The organism is Luteibacter sp. Sphag1AF (assembly GCF_014192715.1).
Taxonomy (GTDB): Bacteria; Pseudomonadota; Gammaproteobacteria; order Xanthomonadales; family Rhodanobacteraceae; genus Luteibacter.
The window spans coordinates 253596-269963 of record NZ_JACHYH010000001.1; the positions used below are offsets into that span (position 1 = coordinate 253596).

15 protein-coding genes are annotated in these 16368 nt (G+C 64.0%); 5 read left to right on the top strand and 10 right to left on the bottom strand.

All coding sequences use genetic code 11. The features are described from left to right. Positions 1-101: 101 nt before the first annotated feature. Both recQ and FHW69_RS01175 read right to left on the bottom strand, forming a co-directional pair. A complete protein-coding gene (recQ, locus tag FHW69_RS01170) occupies positions 102-1916 on the bottom strand; it encodes a DNA helicase RecQ (RefSeq protein ID WP_183421168.1) in 1815 nt (604 codons plus the stop codon). Positions 1917-1974: 58 nt separating this feature from the next. Further along, on the bottom strand, positions 1975-2364 hold the full coding sequence (locus FHW69_RS01175; RefSeq protein WP_255494478.1) for an MGMT family protein: 390 nt from the start codon (positions 2362-2364) through the stop codon (positions 1975-1977). Between the two features lie 72 nt (positions 2365-2436). Between FHW69_RS01175 and FHW69_RS01180 the strand changes: the two genes are divergently transcribed. Then, the gene (locus FHW69_RS01180) at positions 2437-2841 is read left to right on the top strand and encodes a hypothetical protein (protein WP_183421170.1); all 405 of its coding nucleotides are present in this window, start codon (positions 2437-2439) and stop codon (positions 2839-2841) included. Positions 2842-2851: 10 nt separating this feature from the next. On the opposite strand, the gene FHW69_RS01185 is transcribed toward FHW69_RS01180, so the two are convergent. Both FHW69_RS01185 and FHW69_RS01190 read right to left on the bottom strand, forming a co-directional pair. Further along, positions 2852-3976: an inorganic phosphate transporter gene (locus tag FHW69_RS01185; RefSeq protein WP_183421171.1), complete on the bottom strand. Its 1125-nt coding sequence runs from the start codon at positions 3974-3976 to the stop codon at positions 2852-2854. 12 nt (positions 3977-3988) lie between these two features. After that, complete coding sequence (locus tag FHW69_RS01190) at positions 3989-4618, bottom strand: pit accessory protein (RefSeq protein ID WP_183421172.1); 630 nt, start codon at positions 4616-4618, stop codon at positions 3989-3991. A gap of 129 nt (positions 4619-4747) precedes the next feature. On the opposite strand from FHW69_RS01190, the gene FHW69_RS01195 reads away from it, so the two are divergent. Further along, positions 4748-6067 carry a hemolysin family protein gene (locus FHW69_RS01195; RefSeq protein ID WP_183421173.1) on the top strand — a complete coding sequence of 440 codons (1320 nt, stop codon included), beginning with the start codon at positions 4748-4750 and terminating at the stop codon, positions 6065-6067. Between the two features lie 71 nt (positions 6068-6138). Then, positions 6139-7116: a DUF535 family protein gene (locus FHW69_RS01200; protein WP_183421174.1), complete on the top strand. Its 978-nt coding sequence runs from the start codon at positions 6139-6141 to the stop codon at positions 7114-7116. Here FHW69_RS01200 and FHW69_RS01205 read toward each other — a convergent pair. The 4 genes from FHW69_RS01205 to FHW69_RS01220 all read right to left on the bottom strand — a co-directional run bounded on the left by FHW69_RS01205 (position 7104) and on the right by FHW69_RS01220 (position 12133). After that, a complete protein-coding gene (locus tag FHW69_RS01205; protein WP_255494479.1) occupies positions 7104-9482 on the bottom strand; it encodes a TonB-dependent receptor in 2379 nt (792 codons plus the stop codon). The two genes, FHW69_RS01200 and FHW69_RS01205, sit on opposite strands and share 13 nt — an antisense overlap. A gap of 188 nt (positions 9483-9670) precedes the next feature. Next, positions 9671-10690 carry a FecR domain-containing protein gene (locus FHW69_RS01210; RefSeq protein WP_183421176.1) on the bottom strand — a complete coding sequence of 340 codons (1020 nt, stop codon included), beginning with the start codon at positions 10688-10690 and terminating at the stop codon, positions 9671-9673. After that, the gene (locus tag FHW69_RS01215; protein WP_255494480.1) at positions 10690-11265 is read right to left on the bottom strand and encodes a sigma-70 family RNA polymerase sigma factor; all 576 of its coding nucleotides are present in this window, start codon (positions 11263-11265) and stop codon (positions 10690-10692) included. The genes FHW69_RS01210 and FHW69_RS01215 overlap by 1 nt, the downstream gene beginning before the upstream one ends. Positions 11266-11359: 94 nt before the next feature. After that, positions 11360-12133 carry an RNA methyltransferase gene (locus FHW69_RS01220; RefSeq protein WP_183421178.1) on the bottom strand — a complete coding sequence of 258 codons (774 nt, stop codon included), beginning with the start codon at positions 12131-12133 and terminating at the stop codon, positions 11360-11362. A gap of 131 nt (positions 12134-12264) precedes the next feature. Here FHW69_RS01220 and FHW69_RS01225 point away from each other — a divergent pair, with 131 nt between their 5' ends. Beyond that, positions 12265-13068 (top strand): inositol monophosphatase family protein, encoded by an 804-nt coding sequence (locus FHW69_RS01225; RefSeq protein ID WP_183421180.1) that lies wholly within the window; start codon positions 12265-12267, stop codon positions 13066-13068. A gap of 373 nt (positions 13069-13441) precedes the next feature. Beyond that, positions 13442-14476 carry a metallophosphoesterase gene (locus FHW69_RS01230; protein WP_183421182.1) on the top strand — a complete coding sequence of 345 codons (1035 nt, stop codon included), beginning with the start codon at positions 13442-13444 and terminating at the stop codon, positions 14474-14476. A gap of 36 nt (positions 14477-14512) precedes the next feature. On the opposite strand, the gene hda is transcribed toward FHW69_RS01230, so the two are convergent. Both hda and FHW69_RS01240 read right to left on the bottom strand, forming a co-directional pair. Continuing rightward, positions 14513-15208, bottom strand: a complete 696-nt coding sequence (gene hda / locus FHW69_RS01235) for a DnaA regulatory inactivator Hda (RefSeq protein WP_183421184.1) — start codon at positions 15206-15208, stop codon at positions 14513-14515. After that, positions 15205-16359 carry an AI-2E family transporter gene (locus tag FHW69_RS01240; RefSeq protein WP_183421185.1) on the bottom strand — a complete coding sequence of 385 codons (1155 nt, stop codon included), beginning with the start codon at positions 16357-16359 and terminating at the stop codon, positions 15205-15207. The genes hda and FHW69_RS01240 overlap by 4 nt, the downstream gene beginning before the upstream one ends. Positions 16360-16368: the final 9 nt, after the last annotated feature.

Genomic DNA, 16368 nt, shown 5'->3' on the forward strand with positions numbered 1-16368 from the left:
CAGATGTATGGGCAACGGGGGGACGACGCAAGATTAAAAGCGTCACTCATTGTGTGAGATGTTTCTCAAACCGCGTGTGACGCCGGCCGATACGGACAGGATCAGGACGCGGCGGTCAGTACGGCGAGGAAATCCTTCCCGTAGCGTTTGAGCTTGTGCTCGCCCACGCCACTGATGGACCCCAGTTCGTCTTCATCACCGGGCAACGCGCGCAACATGGCGAGCAACGTGGCGTCATGGAAGATGACGTAAGCGGGCACACCGTGTTGTCTGGCCAGTTCCGCACGCACGCGACGGAGCTCGTCCCACAGCGGCTGTTCGTACGCCTCGATGCCCAGGCTGCCGCCGGGAGCCGTGCTGCGTTCCTTGCGACGGCGAGCGCCTTTTTCGACGCGGGCATCTTCGCGCAACCACACTTTCTGCTCGCCCTTGAGTACCGGCTTGCTGGTCAGCGACAACCGCAGCGTGCCGAAGCCTTCCGGGTCCGCCTCGATCAGGCCAGCGGCCAGCAACTGGCGGAACACGGAGCGCCACTGTGCTTCGTCCATATCTTTGCCCACGCCGAAGGTGGGCAGTTCGTCGTGATGCAGCTGGCGGACGCGCTCACCCGCTTCGCCACGGAGAATTTCGATGAGGTGCCCGGCCCCGAACCGCTGACCGCTGCGATAAATGCAGGACATGGCCTTCTGCGCGGCAACGGTGGCATCCCAGGTTTTGGGAGGCACCAGACAGTTGTCGCAGTTGCCGCAGGCGCCTTCGTAAACTTCCGCAAAGGCATGCAGCAACAACTGGCGCCGACAGCGCGTGGTTTCTGCGTAGCCCAGCAGCGATTCGAGCTTGGCGCGCTCTACCCGCTTACGCTCATCACCTGCTTCAGACGAAGCGATCATCTGACTCATCGTGACCACGTCGGCCAGTCCGTAAACCATCCAGGCTTCGGCCGGCAGACCGTCACGACCCGCACGGCCGGTTTCCTGGTAATAGCCTTCCATGCTGCGCGGCAGGTCCAGGTGCGCCACGAAGCGCACGTCCGGCTTGTCGATTCCCATGCCGAACGCCACGGTGGCAACCATCACTATGCCGTCTTCGCGCAGGAAGCGCTGCTGGTGGCGCATGCGGGTCTCGCCGTCCAGACCCGCGTGATACGGCAACGCGGTGACTCCGGCTTCCTGCAACCACGCGGCAGTGTCGTCCACCTTGCGACGGCTGAGGCAATAGACGATGCCGGCTTCATCGCGATGACCGTCCAGGAAGTCCAGCAACTGCCTGCGCGCGTTCTGTCGTGGCGCCACGCGATAGCGGATGTTCGGGCGGTCAAAACTGGAAACGAACTGGCGGGCCTGGTCCAGCGCCAGCCGCTCAACGATCTCATCGCGCGTGCGCTGGTCCGCCGTGGCGGTCAGCGCAATGCGCGGAATGTCGGGGAAGCGCTGATGAAGCTGTCCAAGTTCGCGATATTCCGGACGGAAATCGTGACCCCATTGGGAAACGCAATGGGCTTCGTCAATGGCGAACAGCGCGACGGGAATGCGATCCAGCAACGCCATGAAGCGGCCGGTCAGCAGGCGCTCCGGGGCTACGTAAAGCATGTCCAGCTCGCCGGCCAGCAGCTGGCTTTCCACCTCACGCTGAGTTTCGCTGTCGAGGCTGGAATTGAGATAACGCGCACGGACACCCGCCTCACGCAACGCGTCGACCTGGTCCTGCATCAGCGCGATCAGCGGCGACACGACAATGCCGGTGCCTGCACGCATGAGCGCGGGAATTTGATAGCACAGCGATTTGCCGCCGCCGGTGGGCATGAGCACGAGGGCGTCGCCGCCTCCGGCTACCTGCTCAACGATGGCCTGTTGCTGGCCGCGGAACTCGGAATAACCGAAAACAGTGTGGAGAAGGTCAAGAGCTTGAGACTGCATCTGCGCATGCTAACAAACGGCGCGCTCTTACCGTGTGCGCAGCGTCCTCGCCACCGGGTCAGCCACCCCAGATCGCACGATCCAGGTCGTGATCCAATCCGAAATGACTCATGGCCACGCGCCCGTTGACCACCTCCACGCCCTCGGCGCGCAGGCGACGGCATTGCTCACGGTAGCTCTTGCTGCCTTCGGGAATGCCGATGTGCCCATCGGCGCGCAGCACGCGATGCCAGGGCAGCGAAAGACGGTCTGGCGCGTCGCCCAGCACCCGCCCGATCAGGCGGGCCCGCCCCGGATAGCCTGCGCGGGCGGCGATGGCGCCGTAACTGGCCACCCTTCCCTTCGGAATGGCGGCCACGGCCTCGATGATGCGTTGCGCACGCAATGCACGCGCCTCGTCGGCGTCCTCGTGGGTCACTGGCTTGTCAGCGATTTTGCGAACCATCATGCGGCCGTCGTCTCCCCTGCGCTGTCGCACAGGTTACCATCGGCAAATTCTTTTCACTGATGGACCGCTGTCATGCGCCATTTTGAAGCGATCCGCTCGCACATCGGCGGCATCTACAAACTCCGCCACAACGAGCCGTACCTCATCAGTTTCGATGTCGAACTGACGGACGGACGCCACCAGGGCATATACCTGGCTGAGCTGGAAGATGACAACGGCCGCCGCTACCTGCGCATTTCCACGCCCATCGGCCCGCTGGCCGGCACGGACGCGAAGCGCTGCCTGCGTTTCAACTGGGAGCTGCGCACGGGCTTTCTGGCCACCGCCGACCTGGATGGCTCGCCCTACCTGCATCTTTGCGAGAATCGCCCGTACGAATACTTGGACGACCGCGAACTTGCGCGGCTGATCGAGGAAATCGGCGTGCTGGGCGACACGCTCGAATTCTCGATCAACGGCGACGCCGACGCCCTTTAAGGGGCGTCGATCAGAACAGCCACTGGCCCAGGCGCACCAGACCGTAGGCAACGGCCGCGGTGATGGGCAACGTCAGAATCCAGGCCCACACCATCCGCTCGACCACCGACCAGCGGATGGCGTTGAAGCGCTTGGCCGCGCCCACGCCCATGATCGACGCGGACACGTTGTGCGTGGTGGATACGGGCACGCCCATCAGGGATGCGGACAGAATGACCGCTGCCGAGCTGGCTTCAGCCGCGAAGCCATTGATGGGGTGAAGCTTGACCATCTTGTGGCCCAGCGTCTTGATGATGCGCCAGCCACCGCCCGCCGTTCCTGCGGCCATGGTCAGCGCACACACGACCTTGACCCACACGGGAATCGGGAAACCGCCGGCAGCCGCGTTGTCGTGCTGAATGCGCAGGAAGTGCAGGAACGTGGGCAGATGCTCGAACTGCCCCGCCGCCGTCGCGCCAGCCAGCGCCAGGGCGATGATGCCCATGCTCTTCTGGGCGTCGTTCATGCCATGGGACAGGCCCATGGCGCTGGCCGACAGAATCTGCGCCTTGCCGAAGAAGCTGTTGACGAAGGGCGTGCGGCCCAGGCGATGCAGCGGGCCCTTCTGACTGGAGAACCAGCCCAGCATGGCGTACAGCCCGCCCATGACCACGAAACCGATGCTGAAGCCGAGCAGCGGCGACACGACCATCGGCACGATCACCTTGGGCACGATGCCCTTGCCTGCCCACCAGTGCGCACCACTCTCAAACCAGATGATGGAATGAATGTTGTCGCCGGAGGCCGCCATGGCCGCGCCGCAGAGGGCACCGACCAGCGCATGGCTGGAACTGGACGGCAAGCCGAGCCACCAGGTGATGAGATTCCATATCGTGGCCCCGAGCAGCGCGCTGATCAGCAACTGCGAGCCCACCTCGACCACGCCCGAATCAATCAGGCCTGACGCGATGGTGGCTGCCACGGCCGTGCCCCACAGGGCACCGGCCAGGTTCGTGACCGCTGCCAGCAGGACCGCCTGGCCCGGGGTCAGCACCTTGGTGGCGACCACGGTGGCGATGGAATTGGCCGTGTCGTGGAAGCCGTTGATATAGGTAAAAGCGAGTGCGATCAGGACGACCGCGAAAACCATGCTCATGGGTCGCAGCCGTCAGGAGTTCTTGAGCACGATGGAGTAGACGACATTGCCCACGTCACGGCACTTGTCGACTGCTTTCTCGATCAGCTCGAACAGATCCTTGGCCAGGATGGCGCGAAGCGGGTCCGAACCTTCCGCGTAAAGCGTGCGGTAGGGGTCAAGCAGAAGGCGGTCGGCCTCCGATTCCAGCGCGTGCAGCTGGTCACGCAGCTTCTTGACCGGGTCGATGCGCAGCCCACGGCGCAGTTCGCCGATCATGGCGACCACGACCTCGGCCGAGCTTTCCAGCAGCGCCGCGCGCTGGCTGAAGTCGATACCGGTCAGACGATCTGCGACGATGACGTAGCGTTCGGCGAACTTCTCGATGGTCTTGGGGATTTTATAGAGCGCGGAATTCAGCGCCTCGATGTCCTCGCGATCCAGCGCGGTAACGAACGTGTTCACCAGTTCCTCGCCGATCTGGCCGTGCAGCGCCTTTTCACGGGCACGGGCCGTGCTGAAGGCGGCCATCACGGGGGTGCGATCCGGGCGGGTAACCAGCTCATGCATCGCCTTGGCGCTTTCGCAGGCGGCTTCCGCGCTGGCTTCTAGCAGCCCGTAGAACTTGTCGCCCTTACCGAACATCGTCTGGAGTGAAAACATGCGTGCTGCCTGAGAACATTAGGGATATATGACGGGAATGTTACTAGGACGCTTCGTGAATCGGTAACTTTTCGCGTGCGAACAGGCACGTACACGACCCGGGCACCGTGTTTTGCTATAAGAACGCCAATGCTCACCGAACTTTTGCTGCTTCTGTTCCTTTCCCTGGCCAATGGCTTCTTCGCCCTCTCGGAGATGTCGGTCGTCGCCTCGCGCAAGAGCCGGCTCAAGCAGATGGGGCGCACCAGCCGCCGGGCCCGCACGGCGCTGCATCTGGCCGAATCGCCTGAGCGCTTCCTGTCTACCGTGCAGGTAGGCATGACCCTGATCATCCTGATTACCGGCGCCATGGTCGGTGACAGCCTGGGCGAGACCTTCACCAACCTGCTCCACGATGGCGAGCCCGCCTGGCTGGCGCCCTATGCGCGCGTGCTGGGCTGGCTGCTGGGCTTCGTGCTGATGTCGCTGGTGCAGATCGTCATCGGCGAGCTGGTGCCCAAGCGGGCTGCGCTCACGGCGCCTGAGAAAATCGCCTGCCAGATCGCGCTACCCATGATGGTGGTCTCCCGTATCACTCTGCCGCTGGTCTGGCTGCTGAACCTGCTGAGCACCTCGATCCTTCGCCTGCTGCACCTGCATCGCAAGGGCTCCAGTGCCGCCACGGAAGAGGAAATCCGTCTGCTGGTGGCGGAAAGCGCCGAGCAGGGCATCCTCGACCCGGATGAGCGCAACATGGTCAACCGGGTCCTGCGCCTGGGCGACCGCACGGTCGATTCCGTGATGACCCCGCGCAAGAAAATCGCCTGGCTGGACATCGAAGGGACCCGCGAGGACAACCTTCAGGTACTCCATGACACGCCCTACTCGCGCTACCCCGTATACCGCCGGGATGAGAGCGACGTCGTGGGTGTGGTGGAGGTCAAACGCCTGCTGGTACAGCTGACCAGTGGCGAGCGCGACCTGTTCGAGCACGTGGCCAAGGCCCTGTTCGTACCAGTGACCGCCCGTGCGCTGGATCTTCTGGAGGCTTTCCGCGACGCCGACACCCAGCTGGCCCTCGCCGTGGACGAGTACGGCGATATCGAGGGGCTAATCACGCTGAACGACCTCCTGACAGCCGTCGTCGGCGCCACCGCCCCGGCCCAGGACGACCTGTCCGGCGACGGCCCCATCGTGCGTCGGGCTGATGGCAGCTACCTCATTGACGGCGCCCTGCCGGCCGATGATCTGCGCGAGCTGCTGCAAATCGACCACCTGCCCAACGAAAACGAGCACGACTTCCGCACGGCCGCAGGCATGGTCACCGCCCAGTTTGGCCACATCCCGCGCGCAGGCGAATCGTTCACCTGGCAGGGCACCACGTTTGAGGTGCTGGACATGGATGGAGCCCGCATCGACAAGCTGCTGGTTTCCATTACCCCGGAAGTCGAGAACACCGCTTCCGGCTGAGGTTTCAAAAAAAGAGTGCTCGCCCGTCTAAGCCTGTAATCGAAGTTGATCGCGATAAGGTTAGGTCGGGCATGAAGGCTGTCGGCACTTGGGATGAATACGCGTCAGCGCACGCCAGCGCACCGTCGGGTGCCCTGCGTGGCGACGGCTGGCGGTTGCAGCTTGAGGCGCTGGCCTCGCGCTGGCGCCAGCTGGATGCCTCTGTCTCCACCGCCCGCCGCCTGGCCGCTCTTGGCCGCTACACCCTGCGAACCCTGGCCGCTCCCCGCAAGCAGCTTGGCTGGCTGCGCTTTCTGCACGCCACGCCCGCCATGCGCCAGGCCGTGCGCACCGATCCGCGGCTGTATGACCGCTGGCACCGGGACTACATCTGCACCACGTTTACCCGTGAGGAGCGTCGTCAGGCCGTGTCGGCCCATTATCGTTTCATGCTTCAGCGTTTCCCTGCGCGCCTGAACGAGAAACTGCTAAAGGGCCATGCCGTGCGCCTGGCGACGCTCGTGCTAGACACCGGCGAACTGGCTCACGTGTACCTGCGCCAGTCGCACAGCGGACAGGCGGGCGAGCTTGACCTTTTCGTGGTCAACGCCGACAAGGAAATGCTCGCGTCCTGCGTGATGACGTTTGCGGGCAAGCAGGGGCTGATCGTCGGCGCCGTCAGCGGTTCGTGGGCCTACATGGGACATGAGCCCGTACACCGATTCATCCAGGGCTCGCACGGCGTTCGCCCGCGCCACCTGCTGATTTCCCTGTTGAGGACCATGGCCCGCGCCCAGGGTATCGACCGCATTCGCGGCGTCTCGCGCCGGGCGCTGCCCAACCTGCGACGCGACCTGCCTGATGAGTATGCCTACGACCGCTTCTGGATCGAGCACGGTGGCGTACGTGATCCGGAAGGCTGCTTTGAGATTCCACGCGACGAACCGACCCCTGACCCGGTCGTTGCCAGCAGCCCGCGTGGAGTACCCCGACACCTGCGCGAAAGCTTTCGTGATGACGCCTGCGCGCTGATGATGCGGACGCTTGGCTGGGGCAATCAGAAGTCGTAGACGCCGCTGAGCATCACGACCCTGCCCTCACGCACCGGGACGAATGCCGCATCGAAGTTCACGGCGTACAGCGTGCGGGCAAAGAGGTTTTTCACGCCCAGCGTGGCACGCCACGACGGCGCGTAGTAGGTCAGCGTGGTCTCCACACTGGCCTGTCCGGGAATGCTGAAATAATCGCCGTCTTCGCTGGTACGACCAAGGCTGCGGCTACGCGCAATGATTCCCGCGCCCGCGCCCCAGTTCTGCAATGGAGCGCGCTGAAAACGATAAGTCGCCCATGCACTCAGCTGCTGACGCGGCGCGCCGGTGGTTGGCGTACCGTCGTGATTGCGGATGTGTGCGTTTGTGTAACTGGCCAGCACGTCGAAACCGGGCGCCACGGAACCGGCGAACTCCATTTCCGTGCCGTGATTGGTTTGTCCCGGACCCGGAGTCGCGAAGTAAGGCGGCTCCGGTGATACCAGGTCAACGCTGTGATCCAGTGAAATGCGATAAGCCGCAGCCGTAAGACGCGCGTTGTGGTCAAACAGATCCAGCTTCACGCCCGCCTCCACCTGCCGCGAATGGGCCGGCGGCAAGGGACGGCCATCCTGGCCCAGCAGCGAATCCGCCTGGAAACCACTCACCGTGTTGGCATACACCGACACATCGGGTGTCACCTTGTAGACGACACCCGCCTTGGGCACCCACTGCGACTGCCGGGTCTGTGCTGAACCCGCGCCCTGAATCTGCAACTCGTACGCCGTGCGACGCAACGCGAGCAACACGTCCCAGCGCTCGCCAATCACGATCTGGTCCTGCAAGAACACACCGCTGGTGGTGGTCCAGGCGCCACCGAGCGTCTGCACGTTGCTCGACACCTTCTGCGTTTCGTGACGCGCGGGCGGCAGCAACGAACTGGTGTACACGTCATACGGACGGACGGTGGCGCGCGTTATCGAGTCGTTGGGCGCATCGGTGCCAGTGTGCGTGCGCGACACATCCACGCCAAGAACGACCGTGTGCCGGAGCGAGCCCTGATCGAAGCTGCCCACGATGTCGTTCTGGAACGTGTAATAGGCGTCCGAATAGCGGTAACTGCGCGCGACCGCGCCCACATCTCCCGGTGTGACCGTGGCGCCAAGCGCAGTGAGCGCATCGCTACTGGTCAGCGTCCAGGCCTGACCGCTATTTTTCTGCCGCACGTACTGGGCCTCGCTGCGGAAGGTCCAGTCCTGGCCAAGCGCACGATCCAGCGAGTAGAACACGCGGTTCGTGCGATACAGCGAGTGATCGCTGGCACTGCCCAGACGCAGATAGTCCGGTGACGCGCTCGACAGCGAGTTACCCAGAAGCACCGCGTGATCAGGGCTGGGCACACGGTTGTCGACGCGCTCCGCGCCCGCGGTGAGTCGGGTCGACTCACCCTGCCAGGTGATGGATGGCGCAAGGTAACCACCACGGCGCCCGCGATAGCCCTGCGGCGTGTCACCCGCGTTGTTGCCGGCGACAATCAGACGGTAAGTAAGCGATTGCGACGACCCCAACCGACCGGCAAGGTCGAGGCCCAGCCGCGCGCCGTCATACCGGCTCATCGACCAGCTGAGTTCGCGCACGGTTTCGGCCTGCGGCTTTTTCATCACCACATTCAGCGAACCGCCGAAATTGTTGCTGACTGATGCGTCACCCAGGATGGCCTCCGGCCCCTTCAACACCTCGATGCGTTCGACCGCCACCAGAGGCGCCAGATCTTCCGTACGCGCCACGCCATTGGGCATGCCGTCGGTCATTCCGTTACCGGCGTTGAACCCACGAATGCGAAACAGCGGAGGACCAACGAGTCCGTCGACATACTGCACGCCCGCGACCTGGCGCACCACGTCGCCGACCGTCACCGCCTGCTGCGCACTCATCGCTTCGCGCGTGACAACGGACACCGCCTGCGGCACATCAACAAGCCGGGAATCGGTACGGGTGGCGCCGCGCGTCGCGTCGACCTTGTAACCCCGGTCGCCCGCATCCAGACCCTCAACCGTAATCGGCAGCAGCGGCGTGATGCCGGGCTTTTCGGGTTCATAGGGTGTGCGCTCACGTGTCGAGGCGAGAAGCACGGGCGCTTCGCGCTGACGGACCACCACAGTGGCCGAATCAAACGCGGCGTAGTCAAGATCCGTACCGCGCAACAGCGTGGACATCGCCTCGTCCACGGTGAGCTGACCGCTGGCACCGGCACTGCGAACATCGGCGACGTCGCCGCCGGCTGTCAGTACCTGCACGTTGGCCTGTTGGCCCAGTGCGATCAGTGCCGTGGAAAGCGCCTGCGCCGGAATAGCAATGCTGACCTTCGTGGACGACTGCGCGCCACCACCAGCACCTGTGGCCGCCATGGCGGTCACGCTGGTTGAAGCAAGCCACAGCACAAAGCATCCGCCCGCTGTTTTTTGCGTGCGCCTGCTCATTCTGTCGCGTGCCCCTTCCGTCGCATGACGATGACTTAAAACGGAAAGTCTGACACGGCCCCCGGCAAAACCCCAGTGCCATCAACACATGGGGGGCGGGTCGTGCCGGGCGCCACTTATAGCCGCCCGGCCCGGGAAAGCACGACGCGATTGCCCGTCGCGCTGACTTTGACCGGAAAAACCTGCGGAAGCGCCTCCAGCCAGCTGTCGATGGCGTCCGTCCTGACCGTTCCCGTAAAGGTCATCGCCCCCAGACCCGCGTCGGCGATTTCCACCGGCCGCTTGCTGTAGCGATTGATGTTGGCCACCACGACCGACACCGGCTCGTTGTCGAATTCCAGACGATTGCTGCGCCACGCCGCGGCATGTTCGGGCGTCACGTTGGTCACGCTCATGGCCTCGGTCGCCGGGTCGTACGACACCTGCTGACCCGCGACCAGCTCCAGTGCGCCCTGCGCCGCATCCGACACGTGCCGGCCGGAGGGGGCGATACGTACGCGCCCCTCGGTCACCGCCACTACCACACGATCGTTGGTCCGACGCACATTGAAGGCCGTGCCCAGGTCGCGAATGGCAAGCGGGCCCGCCGTCACCACAAAGGGGCGCGCCTGATCGTGGACCACATGAAAATAGGCCTCGCCCGAGCTGAGGTCGATGCCGCGATGGCCAGCATCGAAATGAGCCACCACGGTAGACGCCCCACCCAGGGAAACCCTCGAGCCATCCGGAAGCGCGAAGTCTTCGTTCTGGCCCACGTTGCTGGCATAGCGCTCGCCGGGCTCCGTGGACATCCCGCCGAAATGTGTCCAGGCCACGCCGCCGGCGACCGCGAGCACCAGCGACGCGGCAAGCGCCGCAGCCACTCGCGGAAGCCACGGACGACGTGCCGGGGGCGACACTTCGGGCGACGCATGACGCATGACCAGACGGCGACGACGAAGCTCATCCGCCCCACCGACCTGCTCGCACAGCTGATTGATCTGCTCGAACGCCTCGGCATGGGTTCGGTCGGCCTCCAGCCAGGTCAGCCATTGGGCCACCGTCGGCTCGTCGGCGTCGTTTTCCCGCAGGCGCAACCACCATTCGGCGGCGTCCCGCAACAACAGCTCATCGGAAGACACTGAAATATTTGCCATTACTGGCCCTCCGCTCTGTTGCAGCGCGCCCGGCAATAGGCCAGCGCATGGCTGACGTGGTAGCGCACCATGCGCTCGGAAAGGTTCATTGAACGGGCAACGGCGTCGAACGCCTGCCCCTGAATCATGTGCATCACAAAGGCCCGGCTGGTCTTGGGCGGCAGTTCGCGCAGCGCCTCTTCCACCACGGCCCACTGGTTCATGGCATCGGTGTGCTGCTCTGGCACCGGTGCGACGGTCCAGTCGTCGGCCTCGGCGTCGGCGGGCGCGTGCTGGCGGACCTGCTGCTTGCGCAGTCCGTCCACAGCCAGGTTGGCCGCAATGCGGAACATCAGCGCCTTGGGGGACTCGATGCGAATGCCCCGATCCATCGACAACATGCGGACATACACTTCCTGAGCGACTTCCTGTGCATCGGCCCGTGAATTCAGGCGACAGGTCAGGAACGCGATCAGGGCGCCGTTGTGCTCGTCGAAAAGCCGGGCAATGCGCTGCGCACGGTCGTCCGGAAGGTCGTGACCTCCGGACGGATCGTCGTCAGGTTCAAAAGGGTCCATGCGTTCGGGACTGAGCATCGGGTCTGGCCGGGCGTCTTGGCGGGTTCATGAGCTAAGACGTTCGTACGGCCAGATTTTGAAATGGAAGATGCCCGCCGTCGTGCGGAAGGCGCTATTTGTCCTTGTCGGCCTGTCCGGCCAGCTGCGCCATGCGCTGCGCGTCGGCCAGGATGCCATGCAGGATACGCAGCTCGCGCAGCTCAGGACGGGCCCGCGCGAACAGCTTGCGTAGACGAAGCATGATCGTCACCGGCGAACGGCCCTTGTGGAAATCAATGTCGTCAAGCGTCCGCGACAGATGCTCGAAGAAGCGCTCCACCTGCTCGGCGTCGGCGGGCACCTCGTCCTCGGCAGGCGGGGTCACGGGCTCGGGGGTTTCATCGGCCAGCATGACCGTACGCAGTTCGTACGCCACGACCTGAACGGCCTGGGACAGATTCAACGAGCTGAAGTCGTCCACGCTCGGAATGCGCACCATGGCGTGGCAACGGGAAAGCTCGTCGTTCTCAAGGCCGGTACGCTCATTGCCGAAGACCAGCGCCACCTTCTCACCGCGACGGGCGGCGGCCAGGGCCTGCCGGGCGCCCTCGCGGGGGTCCAGTTCCGGCAAGGTAACGCCGCGGCGGCGGGCACTCAGTCCCAGCGCAAAGGTGGTGCCGCCCAGCGCCTCGACCAGATCGCCGTGGATTTCCGCCTTGTCCAGCACGTCATCCGCGCCAGCGGCCAGCGCAGTGGCCTCCGGGTCCGGGAAGCGGTTCGGGGCAACCAGCGACAGGCCGTCGAAGCCCATCGTGCGCATGGCGCGGGCTGCCGAGCCAATGTTTCCCGAGTGCGAGGTGCGCACCAGGACGAAACGGAAGCGGTCAGAGAGCTCGGATAAGGCCATGGGTGCAGGTCTGAAGGTCGGGAAGCCCGAAAGTCTACAACGGTCCCGACTTGGGGCGCGGCGCCGCAGATGCTAAACTCGCCCACCGCCGCGGCCAGACCGCGGCCTTTGCTCTCGACCAAGCCGATCCCATGCCAAGACCCGCAGTCAACGTAGCGGCGCGCGCTGCGCGCTCCGCAGGAAATATCATCCTGCGTTACATGAATCGCATCGAAGGCCTTTCGATCGTAGAAAAGCAGCGGATGGATTTCGCATCTGAAGTCGATCGACTGGCAGAAGCCGAGATCGTCAAGGAACTTCGCCGCGCTTACCCCACCCACGCCATTCTGGCGGAAGAATCGGGCGCCATCGGCAAGGGACCGCTCGTGTGGGTCATCGACCCGCTGGACGGCACGCACAACTATCTGCGTGGCATCCCTCATTTCTCCGTGTCCATTGCCCTGCTTGAAAAGGGCGAGCCCGTGTACGGCGTGGTGTTCGACCCCCTCCGGGATGAGCTCTTCACCGCCAGCAAGGGCGATGGCGCTTACCTGAATGATCGCCGCATCCGCGTCAGCAAGCGCGACGGCCTGCCCGGCGCCCTGCTGGGCACGGGCTATCCGTACCGTGCCCGCAACCACCTGGAATCGCAGCTGGCCATGACCCAGGCACTGCTCGCCGATGCGGAAGACATCCGCCGCATGGGCTCGGCCGCGCTGGATCTCGCCTACGTCGCCGCCGGGCGTCTCGATGGTTACTTCGAGCCGGGCCTGCAGCCGTGGGACATGGCGGCGGGCGCCCTGCTGGTTCGCGAAGCAGGCGGCGTGTACGGCGACTTCGCAGGTCGCGAGGGCCTTCCGGCCAACGGCAACATCATCGCGGCCAACCACAAGATTGCCGCAGCCATGACCCAGGTCATCGGCGCCCACGCCACTCCGCGCCTGCTCCAGGCCTGAGACGTGAAGGCGCGGCCCTGACGGGGCCGCGCATCGGCCGGGCATGGATGCCTGGCGATTGCCCGAGCCATCACCCTGGGCAAGCACCTGCTGCTCACACGCCCCACAGAAACGCTAACCCGGATGAAATGCCGCGTGTCCACGCGCCCGCTCCTGTGGGCGTGAGCCTGCGAGCGATTCCTGTGACGCGACAGCCGAAGAGGCAACGATGTAGGCCCAGGCCTCAGGCACCATCAGCCTCTCAAATACTCGCTCGTCAGGGCTCAACCAATACGCGACTTTATGTGACGTAGTTCCGCTTTAGGTGTGATGAAGTTTGCAGAATGTGGCCGCCTCCCCCACAGGAGGCATCCCCACTGAAAAGGAATTCCCCATGAAACGCACACTTCCCCCACTGCTGGTCACACTGCTGTGCATCAGCGCCTCCTCCGCGGCACACGCGCAGTTCTTCGGCGAAACGCCGCACACGATGATCGTGACGTCCGATCCTCAGTACCCCTGGACCGACGTCACGGATCGCAACGGCAACCAGCCGGATACAGAGAAAGAAGCCCACTCGCGTGACCTGATCCGCCAGCAGTACGAGAGCATCGCCAACTACCGTCGCGCGCGGCCCCATCTGAACATCCCGGTGATCATCAACGGCGATCTCACGGCGTATGGCCACGGCTGGCAACGCAGCGTCATGAACGACATGTACAAGATCCTCGGCGACAACTATTACCTGGGCCTGGGCAATCACGACTACGCGAACAACGTCAAACCGCCCGAAGGCGGCAGCCGCGGTTGTGCCAACAACGGCTGCGCACGGGACAGCCTGGACGGGCTGCGCGATCACGTGCGCTCGCGCAAGGTGCTGTCGTTCGATTTTGCCGACCGAACCGGCGCATTCGGCGGCACGTTCGAGGGCAGCTACGCGTATGCCTTCGAAGCTCCCGGCTTCGAGCGCGTGGTGAACTTCCAGCTCAACAACTATCCGACCTACAAACTCTCGTTCACCACGAACAAGACCTTCAACTACCACTTCAACATCACCCCTTCCGTGCGGTGGCTGTCCGAGGTGCTGCCCAAGGTCAGCGCCAATACGCGCGACTACGATTTCGCCATCGTGCACGTGCACCAGCCGACGTGGCCGGCCAATGCTGATGACGTGTTCCGCGACCTCATGGCAAACAACAAGGTGCCCGTGGCCTTCGCAGGCCACTATCACGGCACGCTGGGGCGGCACTTCTACACGAGCAACTTCGGACAGGTGCCTGTGTTTCTCAGCGGCTCAGCGTCGCAACGTACGTACCTGATCGTGGAGCACTATCCGCGCGCCGGACTGCTTCGCGTCTTTGGCGTGCGTAACAACGATCCGGAGAACAAGCAGCTGATGGAAGAGATCCGCGTGCCGGGACACGGCTGAGACACGTAAAGGTGCGCCGCTTCGGCGGCGCGCCTTTCAATCCTTGCGCAGCAGATTGCGCAGGAAAGGAACGGTCACGCGGCGCTGAGCCGCCAGTGACGCACGATCAAGCTGATCCAGAAGATCAAGCAATGCGCCCAGATCGCGGGCGTGATGTGCGAACAGCCAGTCGAGCACGTTTTCATCCAGCTCGATGCCGCGCACCTTCGCCTGCTCACGCATGATGGTGCGACGTTCGATATCGGTCAGCGGCTTGAGCAGCACCTGGGTGCACGAGCCCAGGCGCGAGCGCAGATCAGGCAGGATGATGTCCAGCGCCACCGACGGCGCGTGCGCCGCAAACAGCAGCGTGGCGCCCTCGGCACGAAAACGGTTGAACGTGTCGAACAGGGCGTGCTCGGCCAGATCATCCCCGGCGATGGCGTCGATATCGTCCAGCGCCAGCATGTCGCTGCCAGCCATGCCCCGGATGGCATCCGCACGCGATCCGCGCATGGACGCCAATGGCAGGTACTGCGCGGTACGACCCGCATCAATGGCCGCCTGGCAGGCGGCGATCAGAAGATGCGTGCGACCGCTGCCCGAAGGACCGGCCACGAACACCCATGGGGCAGCTGCCGAGACGGCGGTAAGGCGCACCGCTTCGATCGCCGCGGCATTCTCACCCGCGTACGTGTGCTCGAAGCGCTGGCGACGTGGCCAGCGAAGTGCGAGGGGAAGCTGCGTACTCATGGACCTGCGTCATCGACCTTCTGGACATGGTGAGGCGTCACGGTAACGTCGACATCGACGTCTACCTCGACCTCATCGGGGATATCGGTGGCAGGCTCGGTATACAACTCACTTTCCTGATAACGGGCGAACACATAGCGAAGCAGCACGACCACCACGGAGGCGGCGGGCAGCGCGAGCAGGACACCCAGGAATCCAAACAGGTGACCACCAGCCAGTACGGCGAAAATCACCGCCACCGGATGCAGGCCGATCTTGCCGCCCACGAGGCGCGGCACCAGTACATAACCTTCCAGCAACTGGCCAACCGTGAACACGCCAGCCACCAGAAGCACGTGCGTCCAGTCGCCGTACTGAACCAGTGCGGCAATCAGGGCGGCAACGAAGCCGATCATGAAGCCCAAGTACGGCACGAAACTGAGCAAGCCGGCGATCATACCGATCAATGGACCAATAGAGATGCCAACCAGCGTCAAACCAAGGCCATAAAACACGCCAAGCGCCAGCATCACCAGCAGCTGGCCGCGTACGAAGGCGCCCAGCACCAGATCCGACTCACGCGACAGGTGCACCACCACCGGCTCGATGGAACGCGGCAGCATGCGGCGGATGTATTCGATCATCCGGTCCCAGTCGCGCAGCAGGTAGAACGCCACCACCGGAATAAGCACCAGGTTCGTCATCCACATGACGACGCCCATGCCCGACTGGGTGACCTTCGAAACGGTGGCGGCAAGCACCGTACCCACCGAACCGATGTGCTCCTTGACCGTGGCCACCAGCTTGTCGGTCTGGAAGGTGTCCGGATCAAGATGCAGCCGCTGCTGCACCCACGGCAAGGCCGTACCGCGCACCCACTCGATGTAGCGGGGAAGATTTTCCGAAAGGTTTTCCACCTGGTGCTGGATGAGCGGCACCAGCAGCAACAATGCGCCGATGAAAACAATGGAAATGACGGCAAAAACGATGCTTACCGCAAGCGTGCGTCCCATGCCGAGGCGTTGCAGGCGATCTGCCAGCGGGTCACCCAGATAGGCCAGCATCGCAGCCAGCGCGAAGGGCATGATGACCGGCGCAAGCAGCCAGATGAGGAAAATGATGACCGCGGCAATACCCAGCAGCTGCCAGCGTCGCGAGGTGTCGTGAGTCATGCGCTATCC

Coding starts and splice junctions, on each gene's coding strand:
- recQ (WP_183421168.1), bottom strand. CDS start 1,916: ATGCAGTCTCAAGCTCTTGACCTTCTCCACACTGTTTTCGGTTATTCC.
- FHW69_RS01175 (WP_255494478.1), bottom strand. CDS start 2,364: ATGATGGTTCGCAAAATCGCTGACAAGCCAGTGACCCACGAGGACGCC.
- FHW69_RS01180 (WP_183421170.1), top strand. CDS start 2,437: ATGCGCCATTTTGAAGCGATCCGCTCGCACATCGGCGGCATCTACAAA.
- FHW69_RS01185 (WP_183421171.1), bottom strand. CDS start 3,976: ATGAGCATGGTTTTCGCGGTCGTCCTGATCGCACTCGCTTTTACCTAT.
- FHW69_RS01190 (WP_183421172.1), bottom strand. CDS start 4,618: ATGTTTTCACTCCAGACGATGTTCGGTAAGGGCGACAAGTTCTACGGG.
- FHW69_RS01195 (WP_183421173.1), top strand. CDS start 4,748: ATGCTCACCGAACTTTTGCTGCTTCTGTTCCTTTCCCTGGCCAATGGC.
- FHW69_RS01200 (WP_183421174.1), top strand. CDS start 6,139: ATGAAGGCTGTCGGCACTTGGGATGAATACGCGTCAGCGCACGCCAGC.
- FHW69_RS01205 (WP_255494479.1), bottom strand. CDS start 9,482: ATGGCGGCCACAGGTGCTGGTGGTGGCGCGCAGTCGTCCACGAAGGTC.
- FHW69_RS01210 (WP_183421176.1), bottom strand. CDS start 10,690: ATGGCAAATATTTCAGTGTCTTCCGATGAGCTGTTGTTGCGGGACGCC.
- FHW69_RS01215 (WP_255494480.1), bottom strand. CDS start 11,265: ATGCTCAGTCCCGAACGCATGGACCCTTTTGAACCTGACGACGATCCG.
- FHW69_RS01220 (WP_183421178.1), bottom strand. CDS start 12,133: ATGGCCTTATCCGAGCTCTCTGACCGCTTCCGTTTCGTCCTGGTGCGC.
- FHW69_RS01225 (WP_183421180.1), top strand. CDS start 12,265: ATGCCAAGACCCGCAGTCAACGTAGCGGCGCGCGCTGCGCGCTCCGCA.
- FHW69_RS01230 (WP_183421182.1), top strand. CDS start 13,442: ATGAAACGCACACTTCCCCCACTGCTGGTCACACTGCTGTGCATCAGC.
- hda (WP_183421184.1), bottom strand. CDS start 15,208: ATGAGTACGCAGCTTCCCCTCGCACTTCGCTGGCCACGTCGCCAGCGC.
- FHW69_RS01240 (WP_183421185.1), bottom strand. CDS start 16,359: ATGACTCACGACACCTCGCGACGCTGGCAGCTGCTGGGTATTGCCGCG.